22 protein-coding genes are annotated in these 21,233 nt (G+C 46.8%); 16 read left to right on the top strand and 6 right to left on the bottom strand.

Annotation, left to right across the window (positions count from 1 at the left end):
* Nucleotides 1-26 precede the first annotated feature (26 nt).
* Nucleotides 27-1,679 carry a dihydroxyacetone kinase subunit DhaK gene (locus tag ACED36_RS07735; RefSeq protein ID WP_016959350.1) on the bottom strand — a complete coding sequence of 551 codons (1,653 nt, stop codon included), beginning with the start codon at nucleotides 1,677-1,679 and terminating at the stop codon, nucleotides 27-29.
* Between the two features lie 402 nt (nucleotides 1,680-2,081).
* Here ACED36_RS07735 and ACED36_RS07730 point away from each other — a divergent pair, with 402 nt between their 5' ends.
* From ACED36_RS07730 to ACED36_RS07680, 11 genes are all read left to right on the top strand, one after another.
* Nucleotides 2,082-3,413, top strand: a complete 1,332-nt coding sequence (locus tag ACED36_RS07730; protein WP_016959351.1) for an ABC transporter substrate-binding protein — start codon at nucleotides 2,082-2,084, stop codon at nucleotides 3,411-3,413.
* A gap of 82 nt (nucleotides 3,414-3,495) precedes the next feature.
* Nucleotides 3,496-4,437 (top strand): carbohydrate ABC transporter permease, encoded by a 942-nt coding sequence (locus ACED36_RS07725; RefSeq protein WP_016959352.1) that lies wholly within the window; start codon nucleotides 3,496-3,498, stop codon nucleotides 4,435-4,437.
* On the top strand, nucleotides 4,434-5,381 hold the full coding sequence (locus ACED36_RS07720) for a carbohydrate ABC transporter permease (RefSeq protein WP_016959353.1): 948 nt from the start codon (nucleotides 4,434-4,436) through the stop codon (nucleotides 5,379-5,381). The genes ACED36_RS07725 and ACED36_RS07720 overlap by 4 nt, the downstream gene beginning before the upstream one ends.
* Nucleotides 5,381-5,569: a hypothetical protein gene (locus ACED36_RS07715; RefSeq protein ID WP_016959354.1), complete on the top strand. Its 189-nt coding sequence runs from the start codon at nucleotides 5,381-5,383 to the stop codon at nucleotides 5,567-5,569. Before ACED36_RS07720 ends, ACED36_RS07715 begins: the two co-directional genes overlap by 1 nt.
* Before the next feature lie 11 nt (nucleotides 5,570-5,580).
* Nucleotides 5,581-6,684 (top strand): ABC transporter ATP-binding protein, encoded by a 1,104-nt coding sequence (locus ACED36_RS07710; RefSeq protein WP_016959355.1) that lies wholly within the window; start codon nucleotides 5,581-5,583, stop codon nucleotides 6,682-6,684.
* Entirely contained in the window at nucleotides 6,671-7,696 is a 1,026-nt protein-coding gene (locus ACED36_RS07705) for an ABC transporter ATP-binding protein (protein ID WP_371733042.1), read from the top strand. The genes ACED36_RS07710 and ACED36_RS07705 overlap by 14 nt, the downstream gene beginning before the upstream one ends.
* A 25-nt stretch (nucleotides 7,697-7,721) precedes the next feature.
* On the top strand, nucleotides 7,722-8,324 hold the full coding sequence (dhaL, locus tag ACED36_RS07700) for a dihydroxyacetone kinase subunit DhaL (RefSeq protein WP_016959357.1): 603 nt from the start codon (nucleotides 7,722-7,724) through the stop codon (nucleotides 8,322-8,324).
* Between the two features lie 4 nt (nucleotides 8,325-8,328).
* On the top strand, nucleotides 8,329-8,706 hold the full coding sequence (gene dhaM, locus ACED36_RS07695) for a dihydroxyacetone kinase phosphoryl donor subunit DhaM (RefSeq protein ID WP_277814487.1): 378 nt from the start codon (nucleotides 8,329-8,331) through the stop codon (nucleotides 8,704-8,706).
* Complete coding sequence (locus tag ACED36_RS07690; protein WP_016959359.1) at nucleotides 8,706-8,999, top strand: HPr family phosphocarrier protein; 294 nt, start codon at nucleotides 8,706-8,708, stop codon at nucleotides 8,997-8,999. Before dhaM ends, ACED36_RS07690 begins: the two co-directional genes overlap by 1 nt.
* Nucleotides 9,000-9,113: 114 nt before the next feature.
* Entirely contained in the window at nucleotides 9,114-9,524 is a 411-nt protein-coding gene (locus ACED36_RS07685; RefSeq protein ID WP_016959360.1) for a hypothetical protein, read from the top strand.
* 32 nt (nucleotides 9,525-9,556) lie between these two features.
* A complete protein-coding gene (locus ACED36_RS07680) occupies nucleotides 9,557-10,519 on the top strand; it encodes a dihydroxyacetone kinase subunit DhaK (RefSeq protein WP_016959361.1) in 963 nt (320 codons plus the stop codon).
* Nucleotides 10,520-10,618: 99 nt separating this feature from the next.
* Here the strand turns inward: ACED36_RS07680 and pta are convergent, their stop codons facing one another.
* Nucleotides 10,619-12,766 carry a phosphate acetyltransferase gene (gene pta, locus ACED36_RS07675; protein ID WP_016959362.1) on the bottom strand — a complete coding sequence of 716 codons (2,148 nt, stop codon included), beginning with the start codon at nucleotides 12,764-12,766 and terminating at the stop codon, nucleotides 10,619-10,621.
* 153 nt (nucleotides 12,767-12,919) lie between these two features.
* Complete coding sequence (locus tag ACED36_RS07670) at nucleotides 12,920-14,116, bottom strand: acetate kinase (RefSeq protein ID WP_017005509.1); 1,197 nt, start codon at nucleotides 14,114-14,116, stop codon at nucleotides 12,920-12,922.
* 418 nt (nucleotides 14,117-14,534) lie between these two features.
* On the opposite strand from ACED36_RS07670, the gene yfbV reads away from it, so the two are divergent.
* Nucleotides 14,535-14,984 carry a terminus macrodomain insulation protein YfbV gene (gene yfbV, locus ACED36_RS07665; protein WP_017004724.1) on the top strand — a complete coding sequence of 150 codons (450 nt, stop codon included), beginning with the start codon at nucleotides 14,535-14,537 and terminating at the stop codon, nucleotides 14,982-14,984.
* A 93-nt stretch (nucleotides 14,985-15,077) separates the two neighbouring features.
* On the opposite strand, the gene ACED36_RS07660 is transcribed toward yfbV, so the two are convergent.
* Nucleotides 15,078-16,004 (bottom strand): hypothetical protein, encoded by a 927-nt coding sequence (locus tag ACED36_RS07660; protein ID WP_241824008.1) that lies wholly within the window; start codon nucleotides 16,002-16,004, stop codon nucleotides 15,078-15,080.
* A gap of 507 nt (nucleotides 16,005-16,511) precedes the next feature.
* Here ACED36_RS07660 and ACED36_RS07655 point away from each other — a divergent pair.
* Nucleotides 16,512-16,667, top strand: coding sequence for a DUF2256 domain-containing protein (locus ACED36_RS07655; protein ID WP_371733041.1), 156 nt, complete (start codon nucleotides 16,512-16,514; stop codon nucleotides 16,665-16,667).
* A gap of 169 nt (nucleotides 16,668-16,836) precedes the next feature.
* Here ACED36_RS07655 and ACED36_RS07650 read toward each other — a convergent pair whose 3' ends face one another.
* A complete protein-coding gene (locus ACED36_RS07650; RefSeq protein WP_371733040.1) occupies nucleotides 16,837-17,553 on the bottom strand; it encodes an NAD-dependent deacetylase in 717 nt (238 codons plus the stop codon).
* Nucleotides 17,554-17,657: 104 nt separating this feature from the next.
* On the bottom strand, nucleotides 17,658-18,317 hold the full coding sequence (locus ACED36_RS07645; protein WP_371733039.1) for a hypothetical protein: 660 nt from the start codon (nucleotides 18,315-18,317) through the stop codon (nucleotides 17,658-17,660).
* A 170-nt stretch (nucleotides 18,318-18,487) separates the two neighbouring features.
* On the opposite strand from ACED36_RS07645, the gene ACED36_RS07640 reads away from it, so the two are divergent.
* From ACED36_RS07640 to ACED36_RS07630, 3 genes are all read left to right on the top strand, one after another.
* Nucleotides 18,488-19,510 (top strand): helix-turn-helix transcriptional regulator, encoded by a 1,023-nt coding sequence (locus ACED36_RS07640; protein WP_371733038.1) that lies wholly within the window; start codon nucleotides 18,488-18,490, stop codon nucleotides 19,508-19,510.
* 89 nt (nucleotides 19,511-19,599) lie between these two features.
* Nucleotides 19,600-20,175: a hypothetical protein gene (locus ACED36_RS07635; protein ID WP_371733037.1), complete on the top strand. Its 576-nt coding sequence runs from the start codon at nucleotides 19,600-19,602 to the stop codon at nucleotides 20,173-20,175.
* Between the two features lie 403 nt (nucleotides 20,176-20,578).
* Nucleotides 20,579-21,091, top strand: a complete 513-nt coding sequence (locus ACED36_RS07630) for a hypothetical protein (protein WP_371733036.1) — start codon at nucleotides 20,579-20,581, stop codon at nucleotides 21,089-21,091.
* Nucleotides 21,092-21,233: the final 142 nt, after the last annotated feature.

The raw sequence follows: 21,233 nt of genomic DNA, 5'->3' as shown, positions 1-21,233 counted from the left end.
AAGCTCCTTTATCGTGATTTGAGTGATTATTTTTGATCTTGAGTACAACGCCAAATAACGTGAAAGACCTTGGCAATAGCCATCGCGCCCGGGTCTACATTGCCCTTCAGACTGTCCTCCCTTAAATAAGAAGAACGACCCGCGCGTGCTTTTGTCATGTGTGCAGTCGCTTCTGCACCCAAAAGCGCGGCATGAGCGGCCTGTTCGAGATTCCCGGTTTCGCTATACACCTCTAATGCGGGTATTGCGGCATCAAGCATGGTGCGGTCATTGAGTTTAGCGCCTCCATATTGCTGCACTTTGGCGATGCCTTTTAAAAGAGAGCTGCTGAGCGAGTGACCTGAACTATTGGCTGAAGCCGCAGCGGTAAAGAAAATGGAAAGAAGAACACCGCTTGATCCTCCCATCACCGTTGAGAGCTCTTGGCCTATACATTGAAAGAGTTTTTCTGGCGTGTTCAGAGGGAGTCCTTCATTGTCCAATTTGGCGAGAATAGCCTTCGCAGCACTAGAAAACGTTGTTCCCGTGTCCCCATCACCGACCTTTTCATCAAGGTTATTGAGATAGGACTCTTGTGCTACGAGTTCCTGACACACGTGCACAATGAGTTGCTCAACGGTCGAATTCTCCTCTGACAGATACGAGGTATGGGTCGTCAAGTTATGCATTGGAACCCGCGCAACGTCGCCACAAACACCTGGTGCTGGCCACGCGGTTGGCGCGACATCGGATAGGAGGGCTTCACGAACGGTGTCGTCTAGTGCAATCAAAGACAGAGAAATGCCATACATATTCAGCGATGTCATGTATGCACCGGGTTCAAACACAATATCGAGTTGCTTCTGCAAGGGAGAGGCAAGAACTTGCTGAGTAATAATTTGAAGCTCAAGCTCTGTCGCTGATCCTAGATTGTTGATTAAAAGAGCAAAACGCTTATCGGGATCTCCGGTATACGGCGCCAGTTTATTTAGCATCATTGTGACGGCTTGTTTGGCATTGGCGATGTCGACTTTTTCGAACCCTGGCTCACCATGGATCCCCATCCCAATTTCCGGCGCATACTTAAGTTCTCCCGTTTCATCATAAGGTAATGCACACGATGAGAGCGCCAACCCGATGGAGTGAATGCCTTGGGCTGCTGCTTTCGTGATCGTCGCTACCTCTTCGAGGCTTTTCCCTTGCTCTGAAAGATGCCCCGCCAATTTATGGACAAACAATGTTCCAGCAATGCCGCGTGGATTTGCCACATCGGGCAGTGCAATGTCGTCTCCCACAATGATCATGTCGACCTGATAGCCCATGGCGCGTGCCTTTTCCGCGGCTAGGCCGAAGTTGAGGCGATCGCCGGTATAACTTTTCACGATCAGAAAACAGCCGCTTTTCCCTGTTGTCGCGACAATCGCTTGTAGGATCGCTTCAACGCTTGGAGAGGAAAATACGTCGCCTGCAATGGCAGCCGTTAACATTCCTTGTCCAACAAACCCAACATGTGCTGGCTCATGACCCGCACCGCCACCTGACAAAATCGCAACCTTGCTTTTGTCCCAATCAGTTCTGATAACCACCTTAATGCTCTGCTCTCCTTCCAGCATCGCGAGTGGGCGATGGGCATTGCTTGCGAGATAGCCTTGGATAGCTAAAGGCACGTGTTGGTTGTCATGTGCATAGAAACGACTCATTCATCTTACTCCCTGATTTACTAAACATTAGACTCTAAAGCTGAACAAAAAGTTTAGTGATTTATGATTGATCTCGTGAGGTAAACATAACACTTTTACGATGAAACTCAACGGTGTAATTTTACTGTTAAACACTAAATGTCTTTAAGTTATTGTTTTTTATTTATTTAAAAATGGATGAAAATCAATTGTTATTATTAAGTTAAATATAGCTTGCATTTTGTTAAGCGTTGGCTCAGTGTTTTTGTGTGTTTAGTGAACTTTGGTTATTGAACACAATCTTCGTCGAGATGGAACCTGATCTGCGGTCACGCACCAGAGAATCGTTGGATGAAGATGGTCTCAGACAGGATTTGTAATGAACCAAAAAGGTTCAAGGAAGAAACAAAAGGAGCTGATCTAATGAAATTGAGGCACAAGTTAAATGCCGTCATTGCGGTAACAGCAATCGGACTCGGAGTAAGTAGTACTGCCGCGCAGAGTGCGGAGCAATCTTTAACACTCTGCTGGGCTGCTTGGGATCCCGCCAATGCACTCGTTGAACTCTCAAAAGACTTTACGTCTGAGACAGGTATCGAAATGAATTTCGAATTTGTACCTTGGACGAGTTTTTCTTCCCGTTTCCAAAATGAATTGAACTCTCGCGGCAAGCTTTGCGACCTGCTTATTGGTGATAGCCAATGGATTGGGGGTTCTGCTGAAAATGGTCACTACATCAAGCTAAATGATTTCTTTGAAAAAGAAGGGATCAGCATGAGTGACTTTATCCCCGCAACGGTTGATGCATATTCTGCCTGGCCCAAAGGGTCTGACAATTACTGGGCGCTCCCTGCAATGGGTGATGCGTTGGGTTGGGTTTATCGTAAAGATTGGTTTTCAAGAAAAGATATTCAGAGCCAATTTGAAATGGAATTTGGCCGAGAACTCACGCCGCCTAAAACGTGGACAGAGTTAAAAGAAGTATCGAGCTTTTTTCAAGGTCGAGAGATTGATGGCCAAAAAGTCTACGGTGCGGCTATCTACACCGAACGTGGCTCAGAAGGTATTACCATGGGGGCGACATCAGCGCTCTATGCACATGGCTTTCAATATCAAAACCCTAACAAACCTTATGATTTAGAAGGCTTTGTAAATAGTCCCGAAGCGGCAGAAGGTCTGAAAGCATACAAGGAACTGTATGATTGCTGCACCCCGCCAGGCCACTCGAATGCCTATATGGTGGCAAACCTTGATGCGTATAAATCAGGTCAGGTTGCCATGCAAATGAACTGGTTCGCTTTCTTCCCTGGCATTGTCAAAGACCCCAACGTTGGGGGTGAAAACTCGGGCTTTTTCTTAAACCCAAAACAAACTACCGAAGGTTCAACACTGGGTGGGCAAGGCATCTCTGTGGTTTCTTATTCGGATAAGAAAGACTTAGCGTTGCAATACATCAAATGGTTCGCCCAACCTCAGGTGCAATCAGACTGGTGGACACTGGGTGGTTACTCTGCACACCGAGCGGTGGTTGAGCATCCCGATTTTGCGAGTACTGCACCTTTTGCTGCCGACTTTGTAGAAGCGATGTCAAACGTGAAAGATTTTTGGCAGGAGCCGAACTACGCAGAACTTCTTCAGGCAATGCAAAAACGACTTCATGACTATGTCGTCGCAGGCAAGGGCACACCAGAGCAAGCTCTTGAAAAACTGAAAGATGACTGGCAGGAAATCTTAGAAGACGGCGGACAGCTGTAATTCTCCGAGGCAGGGAGAGCCTCGCTCTCTCTGCTTAACTTCAGTGACTCGCAAAAACGGTTGCACCATGGAAGTAAATAAAATGAAGTCAATACAGAGTGCTGACAATATTGTCAACGCATTGGAGGGCTCGTCACGGAAGACGTGGTCGATGTCTGACCGTGCAATGGCCTGGTGGTTTATTTCTCCCACCATTCTACTCCTGTTAGCCATTAACATTTTCCCTCTCATTTGGACGATCTATCTGAGCTTTACCAATTACCGCGCGAACAGACTTGATCGTGATGTGGAATGGGTGGGGTTAAAGAACTACATAAAAATCTTAAATGATGAGGATATTTGGGGGTATCTCCAAGCGACGATGCACTTTGTCAGCTGGACGATGATTCTCCAATTCACTATTGGTTTTGGTCTTGCGCTACTCATTAATAAAAACTTTAAAGGTCACAGTTTTTGGACGACCTTGATTTTGATCCCAATGATGATGGCACCCGCCGTGGTAGGGACATTTTGGACCTATCTCTATCAGCCACAATCTGGTGTCTTTTCTTACGTCGTTAACTTCTTTGTGGATGTTGGTCCCGTCGACATGATTGGCGATACCACACTTGCGCCGTGGTCGATCATCTTAGTGGATACATGGATGTGGACACCCTATGTGATGCTGATTTGTCTCGCTGGGTTGAGGTCGATACCGGGCAGTATCTATGAAGCAGCCGAGGTAGACCGTGCTTCAAATATACGTCAGTTTTTCTCGATTACTCTGCCGATGGTGATGCCATTTTTGATGTTAGCCATTTTATTCCGAGCAATAGAGAACTTCAAAATGTTTGACATGGTTGTGCAGCTAACCTCGGGAGGCCCTGGGTCAATAACAGAGTTGGCGTCAATTAATCTCAAGCGGGAAGCGTTTGAAAAATGGAAGACGGGCTATAGCTCTGCATTCGCCGTTATTTTGTTTGTCACCGTATTTGGTGCCGCAAATATCTATGTTAAAGCGATGAATAAGGTGAAAAGTCGATGAGTGATTCTGCATTTTCTGTAATTGAGCCAAGCGGACGCTCAAAAAAAATGGCAGCTGCGGTAGTCATTTTCTACGGCGTGATTTCCATTGCTCCGCTGATATGGATATTGATGACGAGCTTTAAGTCGCCGTCTGACGCCATTGCTTACCCTCCTAAAGTGACATTCGAAGCCAGCTTAGAGGGGTACGTTAACTTGTTCACCAGTCGTTCGCGTCAAACCGAAGAGCACATGGCATCGTTGCCGCCACCCTCGACGTGGTATGACGAAATCGTTCGTGACCAAAACATGGTCATTACGGGGCCTTCTCGCTTTTTAGGGCGGTATACCAACTCGATGATCATCGGCTTCGGTTCGACATTTCTAGCCGTATTCCTAGGAACGTTAGCAGCGTATGGTTTTTCACGATTTAAGGTGCCGCTAAAAGATGATCTGCTGTTCTTTATTCTGTCGACGCGAATGATGCCACCCATTGCGGTCGCCATCCCCATCTATTTGATGTATCGGCAGTTAGGGCTATCAGATACCCATCTTGGGATGATTATTTTGTATACCGCGGTCAATGTCAGCTTATCGGTGTGGTTGCTCAAAGGCTTTATTGATGAGATCCCGCGAGAGTATGAAGAAGCCGCAATGATTGATGGATACAGCCGATTTCAAGCCTTTATCAAAGTGGTGTTACCACAAGCGGCAACGGGCATCGCGTCTACCGCCATTTTCTGTTTGGTGTTTGCGTGGAATGAATATGCGTTTGCATTGCTGTTGACCAGTGGTAATGCCCAAACCGCACCGCCATTCATCCCCATCATTATCGGTGAAGGAGGGCTTGATTGGCCGGCTGTTGCAGCAGGCACGTCTTTGTTCCTCATCCCAATTGTTGTGTTTACCGTGGTTCTCAGAAAGCACCTGCTACGAGGAATTACGTTTGGAGCAGTGAGGAAGTAATGAAAAATAGATTATTAACCAGCCGCTACCTGCGTAGAGGTTTCTTGGAAAATGTCTCATGCGTATTGATAGGGCTTGGCATCTTTATGCTGATGCAACCTTTTGTCATGACCGCATTTACATATTCGTTCAGCGTCATTTTGTTCGGCACAGTCAGCTTTCTGATTGTCAGCCATTTTCCAGAATAGGAGAGAAGTTTATGGCTGATATTACAGTGGCTAATTTGCACAAACGATTTGATCGCTTTGTCGCGGTAAAAAATTCGACATTTACGATTAATGATGGTGAGTTTTTTGTCTTACTCGGTCCTTCTGGGTGCGGGAAAACAACCACATTAAGGATGATTGCAGGGCTGGAGTTACCTACCTCAGGCCAAATAAAAATCGAAGGAGATGACGTTTCATTTCTGCGCGCAAGCCAGAGAGATATTGCGTTTGTCTTTCAGATGTTCGCACTCTATCCGCACATGAATGTTCGTCAAAACATCAGCTTCCCGCTGAAGTGTCAGGGTGTCGCGAGAGCGGAAATAAAAGAACGGGTCGCGGAAGTGGCCGACATTTTACGTATTGAGCATCTCCTAGACAGCCCTGTCGGTGGGTTATCTAGCGGTGATAAACAGCGCGTTTCGCTGGGTAGGGCAATCATCCGAAAACCACAGGCTTTTTTGATGGATGAGCCTTTAGGTGCGTTGGACAGTGAGTTTCGCCACCTGATGTGTTCTGAGCTCAAAGAGCTGCACAATCGAATGGGGGCAACGACGGTTTATGTTACGCATGACCAATTAGAAGCGATGTCGATGGCCGATAAAATCATGGTGATGAACCATAGCGTGATAGAACAAGTGGGAGCGCCACAGTTTATTTACGATTTTCCCAACACCATATTTGTCGCCAAATTTCTCGGGGAACCCTCAATGAACATCATTGAGTTTGAAGGGAGCGTTGCGCAGGGAGCAGACTCTGTCTGCATCAACAGTATCAAGATTGCCGTTGCGCGCATTGTTGAGGGGGTTCAAACCAAGAAACTGGCATTGGGCGTCCGCCCTGAGCATGTATCATTGGTTGAGTTCTCCCACTTGAAAGGAATGATTGATGCCGTTGAATACTTGGGAACAACACAAGTACTGACAATTAACTCAATGATTGGAAAATTAAAAGCGCGTGTTGATAGCCACATCGATGTTGAGCGAGGCCAGCAAGTTTATCTTCAGTTAAACCCTGAACATACCTCGGTATTCGATCGCGAAACAGATCAAGTGATAATGAACACGCGTTATGAGGAGGCATACCATGCCCAAGCTTAAATTTAATCATGTCTTTAAACGCTTTGGTGATATTGAAGCGGTGAAGCAAATCAATTTAGACGTTAAAGAAGGGGAGTTTATGGTGTTGCTTGGGCCAACTGGCGCAGGTAAAACGACCTTGTTGCGTTTGGCGGCTGGGCTAGAAACGTGTGACGAGGGCGATATCACGTTAGCGAATCGAAACATGCATTCCGTGGCTCCCTCTGAGAGAGATGTTGCTTTCGTTTTTCAGCAATATTCGCTTTATCCTCATATGAGTGTTTATGACAACTTGGCCTTTCCGCTGCGTTCGAAAATCCGAAATATGCCTGAAGCCGACATCAAAAAACGTATCGGGAAAGTGGCTGAAGTGCTGCGGATTAGCCATAAGCTGCAAAACAAAGCAACGAAACTGTCGGGTGGTGAAATGCAACGAGTCGCTATTGGACGTGCGTTAGTTCGCCGCCCCGCGCTGTATTTGATGGACGAACCCTTATCATCGTTGGATGCAAAACTGCGTGCGGATCTCAGGGTTGAACTGAAGCGGATTCAGCAAGAGCTTGGTGCCACTATACTTTATGTCACACACGATCAAATTGAAGCCATGACGCTGGGTGATCGTATTGGTGTGCTGAAAGACGGCGAGATTGTTCAAGTCGGCACACCAAAGGAAATCTATAGCAACCCAAACAGTGACTATGTCGCGACGAGACTGGGGGTACCTCAAATCAATGTGTTGCCGAAGCAATGTTTCGATGAACATTTCTCTGAGGAAGACGTGGCGTTCGTTGGGGTGAGAACCGAGCATTTGTTGTTAAAGGCGAGCGGGGAAGGAAAATATTCGGCGGTCGTGCGACGAGTGGAACATTTGGGGGATCAATGCCATCTGCATCTGGATTTTCATCAAGAGAAAATCACAATGTTGGTGCCTTCAAATACCACGTTGAAACCAAGTGAGCGTGTGTCGTTCGATTTTATGAATCCGGTTTTATTTGATAAAGCAGGTCTGAGACTGCGAGGGATAACGTATTAGTCAACAGATATGGCGAGAGCAGATAGTGAATCGAGTCTGTCATGATTTGCTCTCTCATCAAGATTTGCTTACGCGATTAGATGTTGAGATTGGAGATGGTGACCATGGGTTTAACATCTCTAGGGGCGCGGAAGCCGTTTTGGAAGCCGCACCGCAGTGGCGACACTTAATGGATGACGCCTTTCTAAAGGCACTAGGCGAATGCGTGTTAAAGCACATTGGTGGCGCCTCTGGCGCCTTGTATGGCACCTTGTTTTTAACCTGGGGCAAGGCGCTCAACCAAGGTAAATCCATTGATGCGGCATTTTACCTTGGGGTTGAATCGGTTGAACGAAGAGGGAAGTCCACGGTGGGTGATAAAACCATGTTGGATGTGCTGGTTCCTTTTGCTGCATATTGGCATTTTGAGACGAAAGCACTTGGCGTTGATACGTGGCCTATTGTTCAGCGTCTCGCTGAAACCCACTGTGAAAACACAAAAAATCTGCTTGCGCAAAAAGGGAGAGCGGCATACCTCGGTGAGAGAAGCGTGGGGCATATCGATCCCGGTGCTTGCTCTTGTATGCTAGCGATGAAAGCTGCAATGAATGGAATGATGGAGATGACGAACCTTGAACAATCCGATTAGCTTAGTGATCGTTTCGCATTCGCGGCTCGTGGCGCAAGGCGTTGCTGATATGGCAACACAAATTGTGACCGACGCTGTGCCTATCGCATGGACGGGGGGAGCGTCTGATGGTCAACTCGGTTGCAATGCTGATGCCATTTATGACGCGATAACCTCTGTGTGGTCTCCTGCGGGTGTGGCGATCTTCGTTGATATGGGCAGCACGGAACTTAACAGTGAAGTCGCCATTGACATGCTTTCGCCAGAAAAAGCCAAAGTGGTGAGAATTATCGATGCGCCGCTTGTCGAAGGCGTTATCGTGGCATCTTACAAGGCCGTTGCTGGGGGAAGCCTCAAGCAAGTCGAATTGGCGGCCAATGAACTCAATCATGCTGGTGGATAATGGAAGAACATGTAAAAGCCAAGGTTTGGCTAACAGGTGGTTTCGACCTGCATGTGCGTCCAGCCGCCCGCTTAGCTCGCTTAATGCAAGGGTATGACGCGAGGGTTGAGCTGGCTGAAACGGTTGATGGCCCTTGGGTGTGTGCGACACGTCAGGCGGCTTTGGTGCGGTTAAAGCTACGTTCGGACTATCCCGTTTACATAAGGGCATCAGGACAAGATAAGATCGCCGCGATGTCTGTGATCGTGGATTGCCTCGAAGGTGTCGACTGTCAGCAACGAGAGAATAGATAACTGGCTATCCAATTGGTGATTGATCCTGCATCTGATATGCTGATTTCTCTCCAATTAGATGGATAACACAATGCAAAGCGAGTTTGTCATATTGGGTTTCACGAGTGGTAATGCATGAGCAGTGAAGGGTCGAAAGTCTCTAAATACAAAGTCATCCTTAGAACCGTTATTGAACAGCGCCCTTCTGGTATTCGGCAGCGCTTGGCGGAGGCGTTAGGAAAAAATCGCAGTTTTATTTCTCAGATTTCAAACCCTGAGTACAACACGCCGATCCCGTTTAAGCATATCCCCAAAATTTTTGACGTCTGCATGTTTTCAGATGAGCAGGAGAGTCAGTTCCTCGCTGCTTATACCGAGGCTCACCCCAATCGGTCAGCGTTAGAGAATAAGAAAGTGCAGATGGTGCATTGCTCCGTTTCATTTCCAGACATGGGCAGTGAGAAAAGTAACACCGCCATCAAAAAGGCGATTCAAGATTATACTAAGCAGTTAGTAGCAACGATTGAAACGGTTAAAACACCTTAGTTCGAATCTCTTGAAGATTGAGACGAAATCAAATGGCAAAGGATAGCAAAGACATTTCTGTAAAAAGCCGCCTAAAGGAATTTGAACAGACCCATCAAGATAACATCGTCATTCAGTGGGATCCTTTGGTTGTCTTTCGACATCCCCACTATCAGAAAAATAAAGTGGCATTGGTTTCTGGCGGTGGCTCGGGTCATGAGCCTCTGCATGCGGGGTTTGTGGGCGAAGGAATGCTTGATGCAGCGTGCCCTGGCGAAATATTTACGTCACCTTCTCCCGATCAAATTACATCCGCTATTCACCAATCTGATACCGGTAAGGGCGTCCTTTTGATCGTGAAAAATTATCAAGGGGATCGGATGAACTTTGAAATAGCAGCAGAGCTCTCGGAGAGTGATACTTTGATGGTTCTCGTCAACGATGACGCGACGCAATCGGATAGGGATTCCGCGCGAGGGTTGGCGGGCGTGGTGGTGGTAGAAAAAATGCTGGGCGCTGCCGCAGAGCGTGGCTTGACGCTTGAGGCCTTGGCTGAACTGGGTGATGACATTGTTTCTCGCACGCGAACAATCGGCGTTGCTTTTTCGACATGCTCTTTTCGAAAAATGGCTGGGTCTTTAGAAAGCCATGAAGTGGAATATGGTGTGGGTATACATGGTGAGTTAGGTATTTCACGTATTCCCAGATCGCCCATCAATGTTCTCATTCCCAAAATGATCGACGATATTCTGCAATCTTTGGAAGCCGCATCGTCTCAGCCTATCTTGATGGTCAATGGCCTGGGTGCTGCCCTTGCTTCTGATCTGGATCTTGCTTTAGAAGAAGCCCAAAAAGTATTGGCTGAAAAGGGAATGCCCGTTGCGCGAACCCTAGTGGGGACGTTTGCAACAACATTGGATACTGACGGGATTTCTCTTACCGTGGTTGATGCGCGACCAGAGTGGATTGAACTTTGGGATTCGCCAGCAACAACGCCGGCATTGGCGATAGGTTAGGGTTAAACGGACGGGTAGCCGATGGGTGGAATCACAAACCGCGACCGACAAAAAAGCCGATGCATCAGCATCGGCTTTTTTTATCAATAAGCGCCTGGCTTATTCTGCCGCCGCTTCCGCGTCGTCAGCTTGTTTCGCTTGAATCGCAGTCAGTGCCACGGTGTAAACGATATCGTCTACCAGTGCGCCACGAGACAGGTCATTTACCGGCTTACGCATGCCTTGCAGCATAGGACCGATAGAAACCAAATCAGCAGAACGCTGTACCGCTTTGTACGTGGTGTTACCGGTGTTCAAGTCAGGGAAGACGAACACGGTAGCTTTACCCGCAACAGGAGAGTTAGGCGCTTTAGAAGCGGCTACGTTTTCCATGATTGCTGCATCGTACTGAAGCGGACCGTCGATGATCAAATCAGGACGTTTCGCTTGTGCCAGTTTCGTTGCTTCACGTACTTTATCAACGTCTGCACCTTTACCAGATTCACCAGTAGAGTATGAGATCATTGCAACGCGAGGGTCGATACCAAATGCCGCTGCAGAATCAGCAGATTGAATAGCGATTTCAGCAAGTTGCTCAGCCGTTGGATCTGGGTTGATCGCACAGTCACCGTATACAAGCACTTGATCAGGCAGAAGCATGAAGAAGATTGAAGATACGATAGAGGCATCAGGGGCTGTTTTGATGATTTGGAACGGAGGAACGATGGTGTTTGCTGTGGTATGAACCGCACCAGAAACCAGACCGTCAACTTCACCCGCTTCAAGCATCATGGTGCCAAGGAATACTGAATCTTTTAGCTTCTCGCGAGCCACAACTTCCGTCATGCCTTTCGAACCACGTAGCTCAACCAAACGCGCGACGTAATTTTCACGCACTTCGTCAGCGTTGATGATGGTGACGCCAGCGCCAAGTTCAACACCTTGTTGAGCGGCTACGCGACGGATTTCATCAGGGTTACCCAGAAGCACACACTCAGCGATTTTACGTTCAGCACAAATTGATGCTGCTTTCACTGTACGTGGCTCGTCGCCTTCAGGCAGAACGATACGTTTAGCGGCTTTACGAGCAAGCTCAGTAAGCTGGTAACGGAACGCTGGTGGGCTTAGACGACGCGCACGAACAGAACCTTCAGAAAGCGATTCAATCCAGTTGCCGTCGATGTGGCTTGCTACGTGCTCGTTAACGAACTCAACGCGCTCTTTGTCGTCAGCAGGCACTTCTAGGCTGAAGCTCTGAAGATTCAGAGATGTCTGCCAAGTGTTACCTTTGGTGGTGAATACTGGCAAGCCAGATTCAAACGCACGCGCACAAAGACCTTGAAGCTGTTCTGGGATGTTGTAACCGCCAGTTAGCAGCAGGGCGCCGATTTCAAGACCATTCATCGCAGACAGACATGCCGCTACGATAACGTCAGGACGGTCTGCTGAAGTCACCAGCAGTGAACCCGGACGGAAGTGCTCGATCATGTTTGGAATAGAGCGTGCGCAGAACGTGATGCTCTTAATACGACGCGTATTAATGTCACCTGCGTTTACGATCTCAGCTTTCAAGTGCGCCGCTAAATCGCTTGCACGTGTTGCAATAAGATCGATGCTCCAAGGCACACAACCAAGAACGCGGATAGGGCTAGAGTTGAAAATCTCCATCACTTCTACGTTGGTTGGTTTCGCCGCGTTTGACTCGTCAAAGATGTCAGACAGGTCAGGGCGAGTGCGGCCTTCTTCGTCAACAGGCGCATTGTGCTTGTTGATGATCAAACCAGAGATGTTTTTGTTCTTCGAACCACCGAAGTTAGATACCGCAACCTCAATACGCTCACGAAGCTGCGATGGGTTATCCGTACCCGGCGTCGCCACGAACACGATTTCCGCATCCAGTGTTTTCGCGATCTCGTAGTTCACTTGGTTAGCGAACGGGTGGTTACGTGTCGGTACTAGACCTTCAATCAGCGCGACTTCTGTATCAGCAGTGGCTTCTTTGAAACGTGCGATGATTTCTTCCATCAACACATCATTTTGGTCAGTACGGATCAGCGCTTCAGCTTTTGCCATACTGAGTGGCACAGCCACTTTCATGCTGCTGTTAGCTTCGATAATTGTGGTGGTCAGGTCAGGCTGATTGTCGCCATGGCGAGGTTGCGCGATTGGCTTGAAAAACGAAACGCGAACGCCCTTGTGTTCCATCGCACGCAATACGCCTAAGCTAATGCTTGTTAGGCCAACGCCAGCGCCGATTGGAATGAGCATAATAGTACGGGACACGGTTAATTCCTCTTTACTACGTCAGGAGCAAAGCCCGCGTGAGGCAGGCTTTGTGAATGTGTTCAATGTGGCCTATTACTATGCCAAATTGAAACGACTGATCGCATTGACCAGTCGCAAGTTCACGTCAAATACTGATTAAATACCCGTCAGACGTGCAGTATCTTGAGCGATAACCAGTTCTTCGTTGGTAGAGATAACCATCGCAGGAACACGGCTGCTATCTGTAGTGATAACGCCTTCGCCGCCGAAACGTGCTTTCAGGTTGCGTGCTTGGTCAACTTCAACACCCAGCAGAGCCAGACGGTTCAGAACCAATTCACGGATCGGGCCAGAGTTCTCGCCGATACCGCCAGTGAATACGATTGCGTCAAGACGACCGTCAAGACATGCAGTGTAACCTGCTACGTATTTAGCCAGACGGTGACAGAATACGTCCATCGCACGGGTTGCTTCTTCTTTCTGACCGTAGTTGTCTTCAACGAAACGGCAATCAGAAGTCACTTCAGTCAGACCCGCAAGGCCAGACTCTTTGGTTAGCATGTTGTTGATTTGCTCAACGCTGTAACCCAGTGCATCGTGCAGGTGGAAAATGATCGCAGGATCAAGATCACCAGAACGCGTACCCATGACCAGACCTTCAAGCGGCGTCATACCCATTGAAGTGTCTACAGATTTACCGTTTTTGATTGCACATACAGATGCGCCGTTACCTAGGTGACAGTTGATGATGTTGAGTTCTTCAACTGGCTTGCCAAGTAGGTTTGCTGCTTCTTGCGCGATGAAGAAGTGAGAAGTACCGTGCATGCCGTAACGACGGATACCGTTCTCTTTGTACAGCTTGTATGGCAGCGCGTATAGGTACGCTTCTTCTGGCATAGTTTGGTGGAACGCGGTGTCAAATACTGCAACGTTTTTCAGCTCTGGGAATGCAGCTTTAGCCGCTTCAATACCAACAAGGTGTGCTGGGTTGTGAAGCGGTGCGAAGCTAGACGCATCTTGAATGCCTTTCAGAACGCTGTCACAGATAAGTGCAGATTGCGTGAACTGCTCGCCACCGTGAACAACACGGTGACCAATTGCGCCCAAGTTTTCTGCCAGTTCAGGCTTAGAAGCCAGAATGGTTTCAACGATGAAGCTCAGTGCTTCTTTGTGTGCAGCACCTTCGCCCAGTTGAGCTTCGTGTTTGCCGTCCAATTTCCACTTAATGCGAGCTTCTGGCAGGTGTAGACACTCCGCCAGACCAGACAGGTGCTCATCACCTGTTTGTGCGTCAATGATAGCGAATTTCAGCGATGAGCTGCCGCAGTTAAGAACAAGAACCAGCTTAGACATTTAATACTACCTATTCGATGTAAAATAGAGTTTGTTAACTAATCGGAGAAGGATAGTAGATAAAAAAGTCACTATTCTTCTCACAAAAGCAATAAGCAAAAAATTTGTCGCGGAATAGATGCATCGCTCATCGGTCCCTGATATGCAACGAAAAACGCCAGACAGACTAACCTACAGGCTCACCATCGTTGGTGATTTGTTGCGCTGCCGGTCATCCATTTGGCGTTTCTGTGGTTGCGAGATAATCAAATCCGAGCAACAATTGATTTAGGTCGGCTAAGGATAGCGATACTTGCGGCAGATAACAAAAATTTTTAAGTCATTATTGATTTGAATTAATGTTTATAAACTTTATTTTAAAGCTTGCAGCAGGATTTTAGCTGACAATACAGAGACATCGCTGGGAGGTATGCACCGTATGAGCAATAAATCGATGTGGAACAGTTTTCGTGATGGTCAAAAATACATGACGGAATGGCCAATCCGAAAAGAATTGGCACCGATGTTCCCAGAAAACCGGGTGATTCGAGCAACACAGTTTGCTACCAAAGTGATGCCTGCTGTCGCAGTGATGAGTGTATTGATGCAAATGGCCTTTAATAATTACTCAGGCTTGCCTCAAGCAATGATCATGGCGTTGTTTGCATTGAGTATGCCACTACAGGGTATGTGGTGGCTGGGAAGACGTCGGGACACGCAACTTCCGCCGGCATTGGCGGGTTGGTATCGCGAGCTGCACGAGAAAATTGTGAGTGAAGGTGGGGCAGTACAACCCATCAAAAGTCGCCCTCGTTACAAAGAACTGGCGCAAACCTTGAATCGCGCGTTCAAGCAATTAGATAAATCGTCGCTAGAGCGCTGGTTTTAGTATTCGGTTAGCGTGAATGAAAACGAAAAAAGCGTCTTGGGAGACCAAGGCGCTTTTTGGGTTTTAACTGTTTGGTTTAAACGTTACTCGCGATTACTTTACTGAGTATCTGAATAGAACGAGGTTGTCTAAAACAAGGTTCTTTGACCAAATGAATTTCGCGCCAGAACCTGTGAATTGCTCTTGGAAGTTCATGTAGGCTTTTTTGTTGTTTACGCCGATGTCGTCTTCCGTGAATTCCGTGGCCTTTGGCCAAGCCTCAAACTGGTCATTGGCTTTCCAACCGTTTGGTACACCCCAATGCAAAGAGTAAGTTGTCACATAACTGTCAGAACCGTCCGTGTCGCATGTCGCAGTGATTCGATGTTGGCCGTTTTCTTCAACACAATTTAGATCGGTAATCGGTGACGTGTAAAATGTCTGTGCTGACCAATCACCATTGGTTTTCGTTCCATCAGTAAAGCTCGCGATTAAGCCACCATCGCCGGCGTGATAACGCTTCCCACGGTTATTTTCGCTTCCCAGCCCTGAGTTTTCTTCCCAATCCACCACCTTGATGGCGATGTCATATGGCTTGTTGACTTTGAATCTGACAATGTTGGAGTTGAATGGCGTAAAAGGCACAGGGTCAACACCGATCAGGGTGCCGTTAATGTAAAGCTCGAAGTAATTGTCCGCAAAAATATATCCCGTCACTATCTCGCCATCGCTATCGACTTCAACAACAGGCACTGCCGACACATCAACATCAGCCAGAGAGCCGGGTTTGACGTTTGAACACTGATCGTAGAGGTTGGTTGCAAACTTTTGCTCTTCGTACTGCACGTCTGCTGGCACGACGAACGTTTGCCCGTCACTTTGTTTTTCACCGATAGGTGATGGACGAGATCTTCCGTTTTCGCATATATATAAGTTTTCAACTTTTACGTCAGCGCTTCCCTCGATAACAGTTGCTGTCCCTGAATATTCACCGCGAGCGGTGAAAGATAAAAGTGCTGATGTGACCAAAAAAGCTAGCATGTTTGTTTTCACGTCAATATCCGATTCTCTATAGTTGGAGAAATGCTAATGCTCGACACCCAAGCGAGCAATCATTGCCTATCAATACTTGCCGCAATTGGTGGCTGGTCTAAATAGTAATACATGGTTTGCACTCTCGTTTTCCTATGTGCTTCATTTCTTTGCGATGTCTTTAAGATGCTTACCCGATAGGGTCTTTAATTTTCTGCCGCTAACAATCTAATTGCTCGTTCGCTTCGTAGATTCTTTCCATCACGGATCAAAAGAAAAGACGTTGGATGTCGAACCAATAGTCACAATCATGCGCACCCACAAAGTCGGATTGTCGCTATTTGTTTTTGGATGCAATCGATGTTTTTGGGTTTCTGCCTACTTAGCGTGGGGTAATTTGAGTCTTCGTCAGGTGTATTCAATTGTGCAGGCGAAAGCTGCCCGAAGTACAACGTGAAGCGCATCGCTTACTTAAACGACACGTAAGGCCAGATTGATGATATTGGTGGACACTGAATGAAGAAAAAAACGTTACCTTCGAAAACCTGTGTTGTGTGTGAGCGCCCGTTTACGTGGCGCAAGAAATGGGAACGTGTGTGGGATGACGTGAAGTATTGCTCCAAGCGCTGCGCCGGACAACGAAGTATGAAAAAGCTAACTAAAGCTATTTAACACTATGGGTATAATGCGTAGTGGGGCGATCGATAAGGGTTAGAATCTAGCTCGATTATGCCCCAAAACGATTTTAGCGGAATGATACCCATAAAATCATGAGCCGCATTTTTCCTTAGAAAATCCTAATCCGTTAATACGGGGAAACTTCCCCGATATTAATATTTCTTTATATCTCTATTTTTTGGTGCTGCGCTTCGCGCATCCAGTTCGAGCACACCACAGGTACAAGGTTTGATGCATTGCCACGAATGAATTGGTAACCAAACGGCTTTTTCTTTATCTCTTTTGATATAAGGACCTTATCTGCGTGAAAACGGGCTTTGTTCAGTAATCGTGCTGCGGGTTGAACCGTCAATGAACTACCCACCGCAAGCACTTTATCAGCCTCTTTGATAAGCTTTCGCGCTTCGTCTAAATGGGGAACCTGTTCGCCAAACAAAACGATGTTGGGGCGAAGCTGGCTATTTAATTCGCATTGTTGCCCCGTCAATATGGGTTTTCCATGCCAAGGATAGACCAGCGACGCATCCGCACTGCTTTGGGCAAAATTGAGCCTACCATGTAGGTGAAAAACTTTGGTGCTCCCTGCTCTTTCGTGCAAGTCATCTACATTTTGGGTAATAACAGTAACATCAAAGCATTGCTCAAGCTCGGCAATCGCCAAATGCGCGGCGTTAGGCTTGGCGGCATTAGCCTTCGCAATGCGCTCGTTATAAAACGCTAAAACTAGCTCAGGGTTATTTTGCCATGCCTGTTTCGTAGCGAGACTCTCCACAGGCAGTTGATTCCATAACCCATCGCTATCTCGGTAGGTCGCTAAGCCGCTTTCTGCGCTGATCCCAGCCCCAGTAAATACCACAATTTTCTTCTTTTCTAATCGCATAACCACTTTCCCACTTCTAAGAGGTAACCATAAAATGTGCTTCAGACTGCGTAAGCTTGTTCGCTGCTAGGCAATAAAGTTAGGCAGTGCTAAAAATCGACGATTCAATAGCTGAACCAATGACAACCTTTTGCCTCTCTAGCGAGAATGCGTTCACAATGATTGTCCCACAGCGCGTCGGGAACAAAAGCGCGTGCATCACTGTCATCATGAAGTGCTAGGTAACACATAGGTTTGTCGAGGAAGTGATTAGGTACATACTTAAGTAACATGCCATCGGAGACCAACGCCTCATAGCACAGGTCATAGTCAATGACCTCACTTGAAAGCCACTTCAAAAACACTCCTTTAGAGGCAATCAACTTTTCGTAGTGCCATTGTGTCAGTAGGCACTTGGGTAATTTCTGGTAGAGCTGCTTGTAAGTGTCTTCCTCATAAAAAGAGCCGGTTCTGTCTAATTGCATACACGTGAAATCAACAAAGGCTTGATCGATGAATTTTTCTGGCACATAGAGCAGGCTTTTAAAATCGTTTTTGATGGCTAGCAAGCACATTTCGCGCGTTATTCGTGGCTCAAGAACCTGCTCTAGGAGCGTGCCACGTCGGCTTACCGCCTCACATATTATTTCCAGCGTCATCTCTTCTGGCTTTAGCAGTGCGAAAGAAGATAGGTCATCTTCCAAACGTTTATAAATTTCAATCGTTTGACTCAACGTGGAATGTTGTGCAGCTTGAGTGCTGTTTGGGTTTAAAGACTCTTTCATGATGTTCTACTCCTCTGTTTCGATAGAGGTATTTTTGACGATTGTGCGGTGGTAAAACATCCTGAATATCTCACAAGCGACATATCATGACGTTTGTGGGTTGCTGAGTCTAAAATAGCGTGTATATTGCTGATTCTAATTACAATTAATAAAGTTTTTCAATGAGTTCGGTGAGCAATCCAAGTACGGTACGTAAACTGGCCATCCTTGCCAAGATGAGCCGCCAACCCGTCACGGCGCCTGATTTACAAGCGCAGCTGGCGGCAGAAAATATTCATGCTTCATTGAGAACTATTCAGCGTGATTTGGCGGATTTGGCGCTGCCATTCAATCTGGTTGATGACGGTAGTAAGCCGAAAGGGTGGTATTGCGATTCCCACCAAACCGGTCTATTCGCCACATTCGACCTCACCACGGCCGTTACCTTTCTGATGGTCGAGAAGTACCTTTACGCCATGCTGCCTAAAGCGATGCAAGAAACGCTGACAGGGTATATTGAAAAAGCCAAAGCCTACTTAGTTGAAAAGAATCTGCGAAACCAGCGACGTTGGGATCAGAAGATCATCACCATGGCGAGAGGGTTTCAATTAATACCATCGCCGCATACCAGTCAGGAAAACCTTGAGGTGATTTATCAGGCGGTATTGCAAGAAAAGTGTTTACGATTGGAACATCAATCTATCCAACAATCTAAGCCAACACGCTATGACTTTCATCCCTATGGTGTAGTGATCCGCGGCGAGCGCAGCTATTTAATTGGCCATTTTGACGGCAAAACCAACACGGTGAAGCTGTTAACCCAGCGTATTTCCAACCCGAAAATCTCGCAACTTAACGCGGAAGTTCCCGAGGGTTTTGACCTTGAGCACTACATCCACTCTGGTCAACTTGACGAGCAACGTGTTACATCAAAAGGGAGCGCCGCAGAGAGTAAGCCGATTAAGGTTACATTGTGGATTGATGGCGTACTCAAAACCTTGCTGGAAGAAACACCACTCAGCATCAACCAGCAGTTTAGCGTTTATCACGGTGACTATCTGGTGACTGCCGAGGTGTTCGATACTTTAGAGTTTCGCAGCTGGTTACTGTCGATGTGTAATCGTGCGGTGCTGCTTGAGCCATTGCACCTTAAACAAGAGATCCGAGACATTTTGCACAACGCAGTGGCGGATTATGACGCGCTTACGGATTGATAGCACCAGCGTCAACAAATGAAAAGCATGGCTACGATGCACGACTGATTTTTCAATAACAATGAAAACATAAAACTGGAGATTTTGCTTTGAATGACCAAGGTTTATTGCTTGAAGCGCTTGTAAATACCGCAACGAGCCTCGAAAAGCACTTGAGGCTCTTTAACCCTGTTATTAACGCTGAAAAAAATGGTATTCCTGAAGCCAACTTAATCACGCAGTTTGCTCACCAGTGCTTGAACAATGGCTGGTTTGTTTATCCAGAAACCAGCAATGTGGTGAGAAATTCACATGATGGCAAGCCCATCCGGATCGATTTACATGTGATTTGTGAAGGACAGTTCATGCTGACTGTCGAAGCCAAGAAGTTGTATTCGATAGAAAAAGCCCAAGAAATGCTCTCTGATTTCAAACGGGCACAGACGCTAAATTATCTTCATGATCACAACAATTTGCCGCACCATGTTTTGCTGCTTGCCGTGACTGAAATAACGAGCAATGCGAATTGGTGGTGTGCGAGCGAGAACTGGGACAACATTTCTCCTACGTGGAAAGAGCTTGCAGAGATTTTACAACGTGATGGTGTGCTTACCTCGTCTTTGCCAATGCATGATGCTCATGGAAAAACGCATCATCTGCTGTACGCAATTTCAGAGGTGCATTAAAAAAGGAGCGATTAAGGAGGTAACACTTAGATAGAGCGTTTTCCGCATTGCGCCCTAAGCGTGTTTGCCCCAACTTTTATGCGGTAGAATCGATCTGACACGTTGTTTATGTCCCAAGACGTGTCAAGTCGATACGTTCTGGTAGGCTCATGGACCGAGACGTACCAGCACTGTCACTGCTAACACGTTTGTGCCCCTTTTTAATTTAGAGTTTCTAATAATTCCATTTTTAACCATCAGCATTTGACCAAATTTCCCTAATGATTCAGTATCGTACTGATTGCATTATGATGTTGATTGGATTAAGTCCTTTGATTTAGCAGAGATTCATAATACAGAGAGCTAAATACATGTACCGTCATTGTGTCCCCCCAATTCGTTTAAATCTAATAACTATACATATATGAACAAAATAATTACCTCATTTGTACGTTGGCTCATCAAGGGGCTTGATAAAACAGTGTCTTGGTTGGAACAAAAAAACGCCAACGATATGCAATCGAAGTTCGTAGATCTAGCTCCGACAGATGACGCGGATAAAGCAGGCACCTACTCAGAAGCGTTACGATTTGCAACGAATAATTCTAAAATCTCAAATATAGCCCTGACGGGTCCTTATGGCTCAGGAAAGAGCAGCATTATTCAATCTTTTCTGAAGACGTATCGACGGCCAGTTCTTCATATTTCTCTCGCGACTTTCATTACCGAAGCTGAAACGAAGGTAGAAACGGTGGATCGTCAGGAGATCGAGAGGAGTATTTTACAGCAGATGCTTTACGGTGCGGATGCAAACAAACTCCCGTTGTCTCGCTTTAAGAGAATTCAGTCACCTGGTGTTGGGTCGATCTTTAAGTCACTGTACATTTTGTTGGGGATGTTCGCGCTTTCGGCGAATAAAGGGGACAGGCACATTTAGAAAGGCATAGATTTATCAGTTTCATGGCTTTGTGCTTTCAGACCCAAAGGCAATGCTCAAAGATGAATGGTTAACTGACGAACGGTAAATAAAGGGGACAGGCACATTTAGAAAGGCATAGATTTATCAGTTTCATGGCTTT

It is taken from the genome of Enterovibrio sp. FF113 (genome assembly GCF_041439165.1).
GTDB lineage: Bacteria > Pseudomonadota > Gammaproteobacteria > Enterobacterales > Vibrionaceae > Enterovibrio > Enterovibrio norvegicus_A.
Note: the sequence above shows the minus strand (reverse complement) of the source record. Positions and strands in the feature narration are given on the sequence as shown.

Coding starts and splice junctions, on each gene's coding strand:
- pta (WP_016959362.1), bottom strand. CDS start 12,766: ATGCTCATTCCAATCGGCGCTGGCGTTGGCCTAACAAGCATTAGCTTA.
- yfbV (WP_017004724.1), top strand. CDS start 14,535: ATGAGCAATAAATCGATGTGGAACAGTTTTCGTGATGGTCAAAAATAC.
- ACED36_RS07650 (WP_371733040.1), bottom strand. CDS start 17,553: ATGCGATTAGAAAAGAAGAAAATTGTGGTATTTACTGGGGCTGGGATC.
- ACED36_RS07705 (WP_371733042.1), top strand. CDS start 6,671: ATGCCCAAGCTTAAATTTAATCATGTCTTTAAACGCTTTGGTGATATT.
- ACED36_RS07730 (WP_016959351.1), top strand. CDS start 2,082: ATGAAATTGAGGCACAAGTTAAATGCCGTCATTGCGGTAACAGCAATC.
- ACED36_RS07715 (WP_016959354.1), top strand. CDS start 5,381: ATGAAAAATAGATTATTAACCAGCCGCTACCTGCGTAGAGGTTTCTTG.
- ACED36_RS07670 (WP_017005509.1), bottom strand. CDS start 14,116: ATGTCTAAGCTGGTTCTTGTTCTTAACTGCGGCAGCTCATCGCTGAAA.
- ACED36_RS07660 (WP_241824008.1), bottom strand. CDS start 16,004: ATGCTAGCTTTTTTGGTCACATCAGCACTTTTATCTTTCACCGCTCGC.
- ACED36_RS07655 (WP_371733041.1), top strand. CDS start 16,512: ATGAAGAAAAAAACGTTACCTTCGAAAACCTGTGTTGTGTGTGAGCGC.
- ACED36_RS07680 (WP_016959361.1), top strand. CDS start 9,557: ATGGCAAAGGATAGCAAAGACATTTCTGTAAAAAGCCGCCTAAAGGAA.
- ACED36_RS07690 (WP_016959359.1), top strand. CDS start 8,706: ATGGAAGAACATGTAAAAGCCAAGGTTTGGCTAACAGGTGGTTTCGAC.
- ACED36_RS07735 (WP_016959350.1), bottom strand. CDS start 1,679: ATGAGTCGTTTCTATGCACATGACAACCAACACGTGCCTTTAGCTATC.
- ACED36_RS07630 (WP_371733036.1), top strand. CDS start 20,579: ATGAACAAAATAATTACCTCATTTGTACGTTGGCTCATCAAGGGGCTT.
- ACED36_RS07710 (WP_016959355.1), top strand. CDS start 5,581: ATGGCTGATATTACAGTGGCTAATTTGCACAAACGATTTGATCGCTTT.
- ACED36_RS07685 (WP_016959360.1), top strand. CDS start 9,114: ATGAGCAGTGAAGGGTCGAAAGTCTCTAAATACAAAGTCATCCTTAGA.
- ACED36_RS07645 (WP_371733039.1), bottom strand. CDS start 18,317: ATGAAAGAGTCTTTAAACCCAAACAGCACTCAAGCTGCACAACATTCC.
- ACED36_RS07720 (WP_016959353.1), top strand. CDS start 4,434: ATGAGTGATTCTGCATTTTCTGTAATTGAGCCAAGCGGACGCTCAAAA.
- ACED36_RS07725 (WP_016959352.1), top strand. CDS start 3,496: ATGAAGTCAATACAGAGTGCTGACAATATTGTCAACGCATTGGAGGGC.